This is a genomic window from Pseudomonadota bacterium, from assembly GCA_016711215.1.
In the GTDB taxonomy this organism is placed as follows: Bacteria; Myxococcota_A; Polyangia.
Genome location: JADJTL010000002.1, coordinates 462,065 through 475,105 on the forward strand (window position 1 = coordinate 462,065; position 13,041 = coordinate 475,105).

Sequence of the window (13,041 nt, forward strand, 5' to 3'; positions counted from 1 at the left end):
CATGCCCAAGCGCACCGACATCCGTAAGATCCTGCTGCTCGGCTCCGGCCCGATCGTGATCGGGCAGGCCTGCGAATTCGATTACTCGGGCACCCAGGCGGCCCGCGCGCTGCGCGACGAAGGCTACGAGGTCGTGCTCGTCAACTCGAATCCCGCGACGATCATGAGCGACCCCGAGGTCGCCGATCGCACCTACATCGAGCCGCTGACGGTCAGCGCGCTGGCCAAGATCATCGAGCGCGAGCGCCCGGACGCGCTGCTGCCCACGGTCGGCGGGCAGACGGCGCTCAACCTGGCGGTGAAGCTGGCCGAGACCGGCATCCTGCGCGAGAGCGGCACGCGCCTGATCGGCGCCCGACTCGACACGATTCGCGTCGCCGAGGATCGCCGGCTCTTTCGCGCCGCGATGGTGGCGGAGGGGCTCGATGTCCCGCGCTCGATCGTCGTCTCCTCGGTCGAGGCGGCCGTAGCGCAGGTGGCCGAGCTCGGCTACCCCGTGGTGATCCGCCCGAGCTTTACGCTGGGGGGCGAGGGCAGCGGTCTGGCCTACAACCTCGAGGAGCTGCGCGACGTCGTTGGGCGCGGCCTCGACGCCTCACCCGTCAGCGAGGTCTTGGTCGAGGAGGGCGTCGTCGGTTGGAAGGAGTTCGAGCTCGAGGTGATGCGCGACTGCGCCGACCGCTTCGTCGTCATCTGCACGATCGAGAACCTCGATCCGATGGGCGTCCATACCGGCGACTCGATCACGGTCGCGCCGGCGATGACGCTCTCCGACGTCGAGCTGCAGACGATGCGCGACATGGCCAAGCGGGTGATTCGCCGGGTCGGCGTCGAGACCGGGGGTTCGAACATCCAGTTCGCGGTCAATCCCGACAACGGCCGCATCGTCGTGATCGAGATGAACCCGCGCGTCTCGCGCTCGAGCGCGCTGGCGAGCAAGGCGACCGGCTTTCCGATCGCCAAGATCGCCGCCAAGCTCGCCGTCGGCCTGACGCTCGACGAGATCCGTAACGACATCACGCGCGAGACGCCGGCCAGCTTCGAGCCCTCGCTCGACTACGTCGTCGTCAAGATCCCGCGCTTCGCCTTCAAGAAGTTCCCCGGCACCTCCGATACCCTCGACACGCAGATGCGCTCGGTCGGCGAGGTGATGTCGATCGGACGAACCTTCAAGCAGGCGCTGCAGAAGGCAGTACGCTCGCTGGAGGTCGGTCGCGCGGGCTTCGGCGCCGATGGCAAGGACATCGCGGACCTCGCGCGGGTGCGTGAGCACCTCGTGCGACCGCATCCGACGCGACTCTTCTGGGTACGCGCGGCGCTGGCCGGCGGCGTCTCGCTCGAGGAGGTCTACGCCACGACGCGGATCGACCGCTGGTTTCTGCACCAGATCACCGAGCTGATCGCGATGGAGCGCGAGCTACGGACGGCCGCCGAGCCCGCCGGCCTGGCCGGTTGGGGGGTCGACCTGCTGCTCGAGGCCAAGCGCCAGGGCTTCTCCGACTGCCAGCTCGCCTACCTCGGCGGCGTCGACGAGCCCGCGGTGCGCGCGCACCGCCGGGCGCTGGGCGTCGAGGTCGCCTTCAAGTCGATCGACACCTGCGCCGCCGAGTTCCGCGCGTCGACGCCCTACTTCTACAGCAGCTACGACGACGAGGACGAGGCCACCGCGCAGAGCGAGGCGCCGAAGGTGATGATCCTCGGCGGCGGCCCGAACCGCATCGGCCAGGGCATCGAGTTCGATTGCTGCTGCGTGCATGCCGTGATGGCGCTGCGCGAGGCCGGCTATCAGACGGTGATGGTCAACTGCAACCCGGAGACCGTCTCCACCGACTACGACATCTCGGACCGGCTCTACTTCGAGCCGCTGACCGCCGAGGACGTCATGGCGATCGTCGAGCGCGAGCGCCCGATCGGGGTGATCGCGCAGTTTGGCGGCGCGACGCCGCTGGCGCTGGCCGGGCCGCTCTCGGCCGCCGGCGTCCGCATCCTCGGCACGCCCTACGACACGATCGACATGGCCGAGGACCGGGGCCGTTTCGGCCAACTCCTCGATCGGCTCGGCATTCGCCGGCCCGACTACGGCACGGCGAGTAGCCTGGAGGAGGCCCGCGTGGTGGCGGAGTCGCTCGGCTACCCCGTGCTCGTGCGCCCCTCCTACGTGCTGGGCGGCCAGGCGATGGCTGTTTGCTACGACAATAGCCGCCTGGCCGAGTATATCGACGCGGCCACGCGCGTCGGCGAGGGACGTCCGGTGCTGCTCGATCGCTTCCTCGAGGACGCCTTCGAGGTCGACGTCGATGCGATCTGCGACGGTGAGCGCACGGTGATCTGCGGCATCATGGAGCACCTCGAGGAGGCCGGCATCCACTCCGGCGACTCGACCGCCGTCTTGCCGACCTTCATGATCGCTCCGGCCCACCTCGACGAGATCCGCGAGTGCACCAAGCGCCTGGCGCTCGAGCTCGGGGTCAAGGGCCTGCTCAACGTTCAATACGCGATCGCCGACGGTCAGCTCTATGTGCTCGAGGCCAACCCTCGCGCCAGCCGGACGATTCCCTTCCTCTCGAAGGCGCTCGGTATCCCCTTCGCCAAGATCGCGGCGAAGGTGATGGTCGGCCAAAAGCTGGTCGACCTCGGTCTGACCGAGGAACCGCGTCCGCAGCGCTTTTCGGTCAAGGTGCCGGTCTTCCCCTTCGATCGCTTTCCCGGCTTCGACCCCGTCTTGGGGCCCGAAATGCGCTCCACCGGCGAGGCCTACGGCTGCGACGAGGAGTTCGGTCTGGCCTTCGCCAAGGGCATGATCGCCGCCGGCCAGGCGCTGCCCGTGCATGGCAACGTCTTCATCTCGGTGAATGACCGCGACAAGTCCAAGGTCGTGCCGATCGCGCGGGACCTCGCGGAGCTCGGCTTCACCCTGGTCGCGACGCGCGGCAATGCCAAGCAGCTCCAGCTCGAGGGGCTCAGCGTCAAGACCGTGTTCAAGGTCAACGAAGGTCGGCCCAACATCGTCGACCGCATCCGCAACCGCGAGATCGACCTGGTGATCAACACCCCGCTGGGGGGCCCCTCCTACTATGACGAGCACGCCTTGCGGCGGGCCGCGCTGAATTGCCGGGTGCCCCTGCTCTCGACGCTCTCGGCGGCGCGGGCCGCGGTGCAGGGCATTCGGCACCTGCGCGATAATATCCTGACCGTGCGCGCGCTGCAGGGCGGTTCGACAGGCACGACCGGCACCCACCCATCCCTCTCCTCAGCGGGCTGAACCGGCCCTCAGGCGGTTGGGCTGGCAAGAGCGCCGGCTGGCTCGGCTCCACGTCAGACCCGCAGCCAGCATGGTCGGCGCAGCGTGGGGTCAGGGCAGATAGGTGAGCGGCAGGATGGCTGAGCGGCAGCACGACTCCCTGGTCACGAGCCTGGCGAGCCTGAAGCAGATGGAGCAGGAGCGCGTCGCCGCGGAGCAAGCGGCTGCGCGGGCGCTGGCGCTGGCCGAGCAGGAGGCGCGCGCGAACGAGCGCAGACTCGCACTCGAGGCTGAGGCCGCGCGTCAGCGCGCCGAGGCCGAGCGGGCCCGCCTCGCGGAGGAGCGCCGGGCGACAGAGGAGCGGGAGCAACGCCAGGCGGCCGAGGCCGCGAGGCGCCGCTCGGCGATCGAGGGAGAAGAGCGTCTTCGCCGCGTCACGGTGGCGGGCGAGGCGGTCGCGGCGGCAAGGGTTAAGGCCGCTCGACTGCGCTGGGGCGTGGCGCTCAGCATCGTGATCGCGCTCGGCGTGCTCGGCGGCATCGGCTATCAGGTGCGCCAGCTCTACCGGATGAAGCAGAGCGCGACGCAGGCGGTGGCGCAGAACGCGCGGCGCACCCACGAGCTGAGGGCGCAGATCGCCGAGCTCCGGCGGGAGCAGAGAGAAGACGTGCGGCGCAACAGCGCCCTGATCAACGCGTTCAAGCGGCAATTGGAGAGCGCCCCGCTGCAGGCGCGCGAGGAGCTGTCCAAGGCGCTGCAGCAGGCCGAGGCGCGCGAGGCACTCCTGAAGGCGCAACAGGAACGCACCCGCCGGCGGCTCGATCGCGCGGCGCAAGGTGAAACCCTAGGCGAGCGTCTCTAGCCGAGAGCAGCAGATGGCAGCACCAGACTCCGACTCCCTGGACTTCAACCTCAAGCAGCTACGCGCGCTCGAGCAGGAGCGCCTGGAGGACGCGCGGCGCGCAGCGCTGCGCCAGCAAGAGGAGCAGCGGCTGGCGGCGATCGAGGTGCAGCTCGCCGATCAGACGCGCGGCAAAGACGAGCAGAGCGCGGTGCTCGAGCGCCTGCGCGAGGACGAGCGCCGACGGCGCCAGGCGACAGAGGCGCACGAAGCGCAGCTCGAGGCTGCCGAGCGCCAGGCCCGCGCCGAGGCGGAGCAGCGCCTGTTGGCGCACCGAAACGCCATCCACGCCGACGCGCTGAAGGAGCAGCGGGCTCACCGCTGGCAGGCGCTGCTCGGCGCGATCTTGACGCTCGTGATGCTAACGAGCGCGGGGCTCGCCTATGCCATCTACCGCAGCAAGGGCGAGATCGCCCGTGCGGAGCGGACCCGACAAGGGCAGCAGCGGCTCTTCCGCGCCCTACAGGCGGAGCTCGAGGAGGCCCAGGCCCGCGCCAAGAGGGCGGCGAGACGCGCGCAGCGGGAGGTGACGGCCTACAACAAGCTGATCGACGAGGCCAAGACGGAGGCGCAACGGAGCCTGCTGCTCGAGCACCGGCAGGCCATGGCAGAGGCTGCGGTGGCGGCCGGCAAACGCGTCTTCCGGGCCAAGGCAGCCAGCGCACGCGCCGCCAAGAAACTGACCGAGATCAAGTGCGACCCCAACGATCCGATCTGCTTCCATTGAGGGTGACGAAGGACCCGCCGTGTGCCCGACGAAAAGGAAGTGCTTCCGGCCGACCGCGAGGATCCTGAGCACTCTCTGCGAAGCGCTGTTGTCGAGCGGCAGCTTCTGGTCGTCCAGGAAGCGACGCAGGGCGCGGCGCTGGTTCTTGGCGTAGGTCAGCGCCACACCGAGCCGGCGCTTGGGCGGGGTGCTCGGGAACCGCTCGTCGGTCCACGCGTCGATCGCGTCGACGATGACGCGGCTGCTCAGCACGCGCTTACCTCGGTCCCGCTTGCAACGCGCTCACCAGGCGCCCAACCTCACCTGCCGAGCCTGGGCAGCGCCGGCCTCCAGCACGAATACGGTCCAAGGGTCCTCGCGTTTGAAGATGGCGCGCGCCGGAAGGCGCACGACCTCTCGGGCCTCCTCGTTGCTCCTCGACGCCCAGGGCGGACCTCCGGCTAGACGCCTTGGGCTCGACGCGACGCACGTGGGCCTGCAGCTCGCGTTGAACGCCCCAGCGGACGATGCGCGCCTTTGCCCCGGAGCGGATGCGCACCGCATCGGACGTCAGCACGTCGACCACCAGCTCGTGCGCCGCCGGATTGCCAAGCTCCAGCAGCGCGGTGCCCGCCTGTACGACGCCCCGCTTGCTTTCTCGACACATCGAGGACGACCCCGGCGATGGACCGGAGCTGCTCCGCCACGCGGTCCGGCGCACGTCGGGCGGCAGCGAAGGCCTCACCGAAGCGGTACGCCTCGGTGACACCGCGCAGCGCCTGAACATCGACCTCCCCCATGCGGTAGGTCTTCGTGATCGCGTCGGCCCGGAGAACGACGTCACCATCGTCTCGCGGTCGTGGTGGCGGGGCGCCCGTCCGCCCTGCCGCGGCGGCGGATCGCGCGGGTTCGTCGTCACCCACGGATCGGTCGAGTGGCATCAGCCGGCCTTGGACGGCGCGCCGGCGAGGCCATAGAAGAAGAGGTCGAGCACCTGGGCGAGGCTGTCGTTGAGCGACCCGGCACAGCCGCTCCGCGTCCAGCGCAAGAAGAAGGCGTGGGTCAGTCCCCAGAGCGCGTTCGCGGCGACCTCGGAGGCCACCGTGGGACCGACCGATCCCAGATCACCTTCGGCGCGCCGACCCTCGATCCATAGCGTGAGCTGCGCGATGTAGTGAGCGGCCAAATCCGGAGGAGGCTCGGCGTCCTTCGAGGGCGGCGCGCCGCGCTGTAGGAAGAATAGAAACGCGTCCCGGTGCGTCTCTGCCCACGCGTTCTGATGACGCAGCAGCAGCTCGAGCTGCTGCCGAAAGGTCAGCCCAGCGGGGAGGGAGACGCCGAACAGGTCTTGAGCCTCCTTGGTGATCGTCTCGGCCAGAGCGTTGACGATGTCCTGCTTGCCCCTGAAGTAGCTGTAGAGCGAGGGGGCGCTGTATCCTGCTTCGCGACCGATGTCTTGCATCGAGGCCGGGGCGAAGCCCTTGCGCGAAAACACGCGCGCTGCGGCCCGCAGCATGTGCTGTCGTGTCTCGCGGATTTCACGTTCGCGGCGGGGCGGTCTCGGCATGCCTTCAATTCCTCCGATGCATCAGCGCACGAGGTCGCGACCAGCGGCGACATCGAGAGCCACGAGCGCCAGGCGGAGCGCGTTCTTTGAGCGGATCTCCCCCACCTCATTGGCCAGGCGCCGCGACCCCGCGTCCGACAGCTCGAGGGGCGTCGCGGCGCCAACGTCGAAGCGCGCCCGGACCAAGGCTTCATTCCTGCGAGCGAGTTTCGCCTCACGTTGAGCGAGCTCCCAACGCGCCCGTGCGCTTCGCGCCTCGACCAGCCCACGGCGCACCTCGGTCGTAACCTGGTCGCGGATCCGCCGCTCTTGCAACGTGAGCTGCCTGACCTGACTGTCGCCGTCGAGGCTATCGGCGTAGCGCGCGCCGCCGTCGAAGAGCGTCCACGTACCCGTGATGACGCCGATCCAGAGCAGGTTCTGGCCCGTGAAGCCAGCGGCGTTCGACCAGCTTCCGCTCAGGTCCGCCGCGATCTCCGGGAGGAACTTCGTGCGCGCCCTCCACTTCACGATATTCCTGTCCGCGGACAGACGCCGCGCGGCGCGCAGATCTGGGCGCCGCGCGAGGGCTGCCGTCAGGAGTGTCTCCTCGTCGGGCAGGGCCGCCGGCGGGTCCGACGGATCGACCGCGACGACGGTCCCGTCGAGCTTACAGAGCACATGCATCGCCTCGATGGCGAGGTCGCGCGCGGCCCGGGCATCGAGCCGCTGCCGCTCGGCGTCGGCCAGGTCGATCTCGGCCTGAGTCACGGCCGTCTCCGTTGCCGCGCCGTTGTCGAAGAGCACCTTCTCCTTATGCAGGTGAGCGACGCGGTCCCGGAGCGTCTGCTCCGCGATCTGGATCGCATCCTGGGCCGACAGCAGCTCGAAGTACGCGTTAGCGACGAGCTTCAGCAGCTCCTGCTTCGTCCGCTTGAAGTCCAGCCGCGCGACGTCACGCTTGGTCCCCTCGCCGATCAGCTTGACGATCGCCGAGGGCGCGAGGATCGGCTGGTGGAGCTTGACGCTGGCGTTGAGCGCGTCCTGGGCCTGAATGACGATCGGCGGCGCCGTGGAGGTCGGATCGAAGAGCCGCGGGTCGAGCTCCGCCTCGTATTGGTTCCTCGTGTAGCTGGCGGCGGTCGAGAGTACGGGCAAGAGTCCAGACCAGGCGCGCTTGCGCGCGATCCGAGCCTGCACCACCGTCTCGCGGGCGAGCGCCAGGTCCGAGTTGCGATCGAGCGCCAGCTGATAGGCCTGTGCGAGGGCAAGCCGGGTGGTCTCGGCGCGCGCCGCGCTCGGCTGGGCGACGAGCCCAAGCATGGCGAAGATGACGATACGATCGGTCATGGCACTCCATCCTCCGCGGGCAGCGGGTCCTCCGAGGACCACTTGCGCCCGACCCATGCGCCGAAGTCGTCGAGATAAGCGTAGACGACCGGCACCACCAGGAGCGTGAGGAAGGTGGACGAGATGAGTCCGCCGATGACCGCTCTTGCCATCGGCGCGCGCATCTCGGCGCCCTCACCGATCGCGAGCGCGAGCGGCACCATCCCCACGATCATCGCGAGCGTGGTCATGATGATGGGACGCAGCCGGATCTCGCCCGCCTTGGCCAGAGCGTCGGTCCGGGGCATGCCCTCGCGACGACGCTGGTTGGCGTTGTCGATCAGCAAGATGGCGTTCTTGACGACCAGGCCCATCAGCATGATGAGGCCGATCATCGTCATGATGTTGAGCGTATCGTTGGTCAGCAGCAGCGCCCCGACGACACCGATGAAGGAGAGCGGCAGCGACAGCATGATGGCGAGCGGCTGCAAGAAGCTGCCGAACTGCGACGCCAGGATGAGATAGATGAAGATCACCGCCAAGATCAGCGACTCGAGCGCGTAGCCCGCGCTCTCGATCATGTCGCGGGTCTGGCCGCCCATCGTCTCTGAGTAGCCCTCGATCCGGGGCAGGGCCGCGATGCGCTTGTCGAGCTCTGCCGTCACGTCGCCCAGAGCTCGACCCTCGACGCCCGCGCTGATGGTCACCTGGCGCTCGAGCTCGAGGCGCTCGATCTGCGACGGTCCAAGCGAGTCCTCGATCCGCGCGATCTGGCCCAGGGGGACCAGCAGGCGGCGACCATCCACGCCGGCCTTGGTCGAGGGCAGCTCGAGCGTCGCGAGGTCCGCCTTGCCTGTCCGGCTCCGCTCCGCGAGCTGGACCCGCACGTCGTAGCGCTCTCCGCGCGCGTCCTCGAGTTCGGTGGCGACCTCACCCCCCAGCAGGGTTTGCACCGTCGAGCCGACGGCCCGGGCCGACACGCCCCGGTCGGTGGCACGATCACGATCCAGGAGAATGCGGAGCTCGGGCTTGGTGCGCTCCTGCGCGATCTTCGCGTCGACCAACCCAGGGATCTTGCGCGCCTCCTCGAGCAGGTGGTGCGCGCGACGATCGAGCAGCGCGAGATCCGGGCCCCGCAGGCTGAGCTGGATCGGTTGCTGAGCCCCACCCGCGCCACCGACGTCCGAGAGCGAGTAGCGCACATCGATCACGTCGCGCAGCTGTTCGCGCAGATCGCGCCGGATCTGGTTCGTCGTGCGCTTGCGGCCGTGCTTGCGGTCGCGGACGTAGATCGACCCCTCGTTGACGGCGCCGGTGGCGCCCGCGCCGATGGTGGTGAACGCAAGCTCGACATCGGGGTCGGCGATCACGATGGCCACCAACGCCTTCGCCTTCTCCTCCGTGTACTCGATCGAGGCGCCGACAGGCGTGCGGAAGTCGACCTGAAACTCGCCCTTGTCGTAGTCTGGCATGAAGGCGCCGCCGACTCTTCCCGCCAGCGCGAGCGTGGCGACGAAGCTCGCGGCCGCGATCGCGAGGGTGGTCTTGCGGTGATCGAGGGCCCATAGCACGGTGCCGTGGTAGCGCAGGCTCAAGCGGTCGAAGGCCTTCGAGAAGCGCTCGAGCGCCCGCCCGATGGGCCCGCGCTTGACGCCGTGGGGATCGGGCCAAACCGACGACATCATCGGATCGAGCGTGAAGGAGACGAAGAGCGAGATGAGCACGGCACACGCCACGGTGATGCCGAACTGGTAGAAGAAGCGCCCGATGATCCCCTTCATGAAGGCGACCGGCACGAAGACGGCCACGATGGCAAGCGTCGTCGCGATGACCGCCATGCCGATCTCGGCGGTACCGTCGCGCGCCGCGTCGTGGTGACTCTTGCCCATCTCGGCGTGACGCACGATGTTCTCGCGCACCACGATCGCGTCGTCGATGAGCAGGCCAATCGCGAGCGACAGCGCCATCAAGGTCAAGATGTTGAGGGTGAAGCCCATCGCCCAGACCACCAGAAAGGCCCCGATCACCGAGACCGGCAGCGTCAGGCCGGTGATCACCGTGGAGCGCCAGGAGTTCAGGAAGAGGAAGACCACCAGGACGGTCAGGATGGCGCCGAGGACGAGGGTGAGCTTCACATCGTCGACGGACTCCTCGATCATCTTGGCGCCGTTGCGCACGACGCTGAGGGTGGCGCGCGCGCCGAGCTCCTCTTGCAGCTCGGGTAAGCGACGCTGGATCTCGTGGACCACGGCCACGGTGTTCGCGCCAGACTGCTTCTGCACCTCGAGCGTGACGGTGCGTGAGGTGCCGATCAGCGCGAGCGAGCGCAGCTCCTCCTGGCCATCTTCGAGGTCGGCGACGTCGCGCAGGTAGATCGGCGCGTCGTCGTGCCCGCGCCCGATCACGAGGGTGGCGAAGTCAGCCACGCGGTTGATCCGGGCGGCCACGCGCACCACGGTCTCGGTGCGTGCGGCGCTGACGCGCCCGGCGGGCACGTCGGCGTTCTCCTGTCGCAGCCGGTCGACGACGCTGGCGGCCGTCACGCCGCGCGCACGCAGGTCATCAGGACGCAAGGACACGCTAATCTGGCGCCGCGCGCCGCCGACGATCTTGACCGCACCGACCCCCGCCACGTTGACGAGCCGCTTCTTGACGACGCGATCCGCGAGGTCCGTGAGGTCGCGGGTAGAGAGCGTCTTCGACGCCAGCCCAAGCGATGCGATGGGTGCAGCCGACGGGTCGAAGCGCTGGATCAGCGGCGCCTCCGCGGCCTCGGGGAGCACGCCGGCGAGCGCGGCGACTTTGTCGCGCACGTCGTTGGCCGCCTCGCGGCCATCGCGGTCGAGCTCGAAGCTGATGGTGACCGTCGAGACGCCTTCGCTCGAGGTGGAGCGCACCTCCTTGACGCCGGACAGCGTGTGGACCGCCTCCTCGATCGGCTTGGTGACCTCGCTCTCTACAGACTCCGCGCCCGCGCCGGGCCAGCGCGTCCCCACGCTCACGACCGGCAAGTCGACGTCCGGGAATTGGTCGACGTTGAGGCGGCGGTAGCCGAAGTAGCCCAGCACGACCAGCGCGACCATCATCATGGTCGTCAGGACAGGCTGCTTGATCGACATGTTACTGAGAAACATCGGCTAGTCGCCTTCGGCTGCGGACGCCGCGGCGCGCGCAGCGACCGTAACGCGCATTCCCGGCTTGAGTTCCTCCGCGCCGGCCAGGACGAGCTCGTCCCCGACCGCAACCCCTCTTCCGATCTCCACCAGGCCGCCCTGACCTGCGCCGACCACGGCGGCGACACGCTCGACCACGTCGCCGCGCACCGCCCAGACATAGTGGCTGCCACCCTCGCCACGCAGGGCTCCCTGTGGAATGGCCACGCCGACATGAGATGCGCCAGTCGGCACCCGCGCCACCGCGAACATCCCATCCATGAGCTGGCCCTTCGGGTTTGCGATGGCGGCACGGACGGGCAGCGTGCGGCTCGCGCCATCGAGCTGCGGTATCACCGCAACGATGCGACCCTCGAAGGTCTGGTCGCCGAGCGCACCCACCCGGAACCTGAGCGGTGCGCCTAGCTTGAGCGCGCGCGCATCCACGGCCGGCACGCTGGTCACGAGCTCCATCGAGCGCGTATCGATGAGGTCGACGATCGGTTTGTCCTTGCCGAGGTATTCGTGAGGTCTGACGTGACGCTTGACCACGATGCCGGAGATCGGCGCTGCAATCCGGTATTGTCGCAGCGTCGCCCGACCCACGAGGACGTCGGCCTCAGTCTGCTTGAGGTTGGCGAGCGCCATGTTGACCTGGGCCGCAGCGGCGTCGGCGCGACTCCGCGCGTTCTCGAACATCCGCGCGTCAATGACCTTGGCGGCCTTGAGCCTCTCGGTCCGGTCCAGCTCGACCTGCGCGGCTTCGCGCTCGACTCGGGTCGACTCGAGCGACGCCCGCGCTACCTCCACCGCTGCTTCCGCCTTCTTCAGGCTCGCGCGAGGAGCAACGTCGTCGATCTGCGCCACGAGCGCACCGGCCACGACCTGGTCGCCCGCCTCGACCATGAGCTTGGCGAGGGTTCCTGCGACCTCACTGACGAGGCGCGCCTCGGAGGCAGGTCGAATTTCGCCGGTCAACTCGACCACCGGCTCGAACTGGTGCTGGACCGCCAGCGTGGTCTCCACCCGCGGCGAGGGCACCTCGGCGATCGCGGCCTCGGTCTTTGTGCAGGCTCCGAGGAGGAGCATCGCGCAAACGAGCAGCAGCCACGAGCTCCAGTCCGCCCTGACACCGGCCCTGACACCGTGATGCAGTCGTGCACTCATCGTCGGCCCCCTCCCTGGCGTCCGCGGACGCGCCGCAGACTGAAAGCCACGATCATGGGATCGCTCGCTGTAAGCCCGGCCCTCGCACAGAAGTCGGTCGAAGGTGCACCGCACGCGCTTCCCCGCCGATTCTGGCGCTGGCGTCCGCGCCGCGGAAGCATGCCCGCAATACCTGGCCGCTCGTAGCAGCAGCCAATGCCCGACAGCGTGACCGTAGGCGTCGTTGAATCTCGTAGGCGAACGATCGCCGGTTGCGCAGGTCCGTCAGCGGATCGCGGTGCGCAGCGCACGCTTTGGTCGGCCGGGCCATGTTCTGATTACCTGTTGCCCATTGAACGATGAGCAAGGTACGTCGAAGACCGATTCATGTCTATATGATTTCGCGATTAAGTGCAAAACTGGGCTCGATTTAGAGCGCCCTGCTGGCTCCTGAGCGCGCAAGGCGACCCGCTTCTTCTTGGGTGTCAGCGGCGCGGGCGGGCGAAGCGTTCGCGCTTCAGTGGGGTCGCGCCGGCAGGGTGTTACGCACCACCTTGCCCGAGCGCATGACCAGCCTGACGCGGGTGAGCGCCGTGCTATCGGCGAGCGGGTTGCCTTCGACGGCAATCAGGTCGGCGAGCTTCCCCGGGGTGATCGTTCCCAGTTGAGGGCCCAAGCCGAGGTGCTCGGCGCCCCTACGCGTCAATGCCCCGAGAGCCTGCAGCGGCGTCAGCTCTGCCCTTACGAGCGCTGCGAACTCCCTCGCGATCGTCGGGCTGCTGCCGCAGGCGGCGAGCGCGATCAGGCCTAAGGCGAGGCCCGCGGCCAACGGAAACCTCGCCGGCTGCGCGACCGCGTGGCTCGCAACCCGCGCGGGAGCAGCCTGCGACCTCGCTCCGCGCGCACCCACGCAAGAGCCCCACGACCAAGGGCTCGTCATCACCGCACCCCGTCATGGCCGGACCCACTGGAGATTGGGCCAGTTGAGCGGCGTCGAGGCTCACCGCTAGGGCGCGGAGC

Annotated in this window: 10 protein-coding genes; 3 read left to right on the forward strand and 7 right to left on the reverse strand. The window is 68.8% G+C overall.

Going from position 1 to position 13,041, the window contains the following annotated elements; translation table 11 throughout:
* Position 1: 1 nt before the first annotated feature.
* Both carB and IPL40_06990 read left to right on the forward strand, forming a co-directional pair.
* Positions 2-3,262: a carbamoyl-phosphate synthase large subunit gene (gene carB / locus IPL40_06985; GenBank protein MBK8480905.1), complete on the forward strand. Its 3,261-nt coding sequence runs from the start codon at positions 2-4 to the stop codon at positions 3,260-3,262.
* 115 nt (positions 3,263-3,377) lie between these two features.
* Complete coding sequence (locus tag IPL40_06990) at positions 3,378-4,103, forward strand: hypothetical protein (GenBank protein MBK8480906.1); 726 nt, start codon at positions 3,378-3,380, stop codon at positions 4,101-4,103.
* 58 nt (positions 4,104-4,161) lie between these two features.
* Here the strand turns inward: IPL40_06990 and IPL40_06995 are convergent, their stop codons facing one another.
* Together IPL40_06995 and IPL40_07000 are read right to left on the reverse strand one after the other, a co-directional pair.
* Positions 4,162-4,461: a hypothetical protein gene (locus IPL40_06995; protein MBK8480907.1), complete on the reverse strand. Its 300-nt coding sequence runs from the start codon at positions 4,459-4,461 to the stop codon at positions 4,162-4,164.
* Positions 4,462-4,602: 141 nt separating this feature from the next.
* Entirely contained in the window at positions 4,603-5,121 is a 519-nt protein-coding gene (locus IPL40_07000) for a transposase (protein MBK8480908.1), read from the reverse strand.
* A 377-nt stretch (positions 5,122-5,498) separates the two neighbouring features.
* On the opposite strand from IPL40_07000, the gene IPL40_07005 reads away from it, so the two are divergent.
* A complete protein-coding gene (locus IPL40_07005; protein ID MBK8480909.1) occupies positions 5,499-5,825 on the forward strand; it encodes a hypothetical protein in 327 nt (108 codons plus the stop codon).
* On the opposite strand, the gene IPL40_07010 is transcribed toward IPL40_07005, so the two are convergent.
* The 5 genes from IPL40_07010 to IPL40_07030 all read right to left on the reverse strand — a co-directional run bounded on the left by IPL40_07010 (position 5,789) and on the right by IPL40_07030 (position 12,961).
* The gene (locus tag IPL40_07010; GenBank protein MBK8480910.1) at positions 5,789-6,415 is read right to left on the reverse strand and encodes a TetR/AcrR family transcriptional regulator; all 627 of its coding nucleotides are present in this window, start codon (positions 6,413-6,415) and stop codon (positions 5,789-5,791) included. The two genes, IPL40_07005 and IPL40_07010, sit on opposite strands and share 37 nt — an antisense overlap.
* 21 nt (positions 6,416-6,436) lie before the next feature.
* Positions 6,437-7,744, reverse strand: coding sequence for a TolC family protein (locus IPL40_07015; GenBank protein MBK8480911.1), 1,308 nt, complete (start codon positions 7,742-7,744; stop codon positions 6,437-6,439).
* Complete coding sequence (locus tag IPL40_07020) at positions 7,741-10,857, reverse strand: efflux RND transporter permease subunit (GenBank protein ID MBK8480912.1); 3,117 nt, start codon at positions 10,855-10,857, stop codon at positions 7,741-7,743. The genes IPL40_07015 and IPL40_07020 overlap by 4 nt, the downstream gene beginning before the upstream one ends.
* A gap of 3 nt (positions 10,858-10,860) precedes the next feature.
* Entirely contained in the window at positions 10,861-12,042 is a 1,182-nt protein-coding gene (locus tag IPL40_07025) for an efflux RND transporter periplasmic adaptor subunit (protein MBK8480913.1), read from the reverse strand.
* Positions 12,043-12,538: 496 nt separating this feature from the next.
* Positions 12,539-12,961: an amidohydrolase family protein gene (locus IPL40_07030; protein MBK8480914.1), complete on the reverse strand. Its 423-nt coding sequence runs from the start codon at positions 12,959-12,961 to the stop codon at positions 12,539-12,541.
* Positions 12,962-13,041 lie beyond the last annotated feature (80 nt).

Bases quoted from the DNA above. Each gene is read 5' to 3' on its own strand.
- IPL40_07010 (MBK8480910.1), bottom strand. From the start codon at position 6,415: ATGCCGAGACCGCCCCGCCGCGAACGTGAAATCCGCGAGACACGACAG.
- IPL40_07025 (MBK8480913.1), bottom strand. From the start codon at position 12,042: ATGAGTGCACGACTGCATCACGGTGTCAGGGCCGGTGTCAGGGCGGAC.
- IPL40_07020 (MBK8480912.1), bottom strand. From the start codon at position 10,857: ATGTTTCTCAGTAACATGTCGATCAAGCAGCCTGTCCTGACGACCATG.
- IPL40_06990 (MBK8480906.1), top strand. From the start codon at position 3,378: ATGGCTGAGCGGCAGCACGACTCCCTGGTCACGAGCCTGGCGAGCCTG.
- carB (MBK8480905.1), top strand. From the start codon at position 2: ATGCCCAAGCGCACCGACATCCGTAAGATCCTGCTGCTCGGCTCCGGC.
- IPL40_07015 (MBK8480911.1), bottom strand. From the start codon at position 7,744: ATGACCGATCGTATCGTCATCTTCGCCATGCTTGGGCTCGTCGCCCAG.
- IPL40_07030 (MBK8480914.1), bottom strand. From the start codon at position 12,961: ATGACGAGCCCTTGGTCGTGGGGCTCTTGCGTGGGTGCGCGCGGAGCG.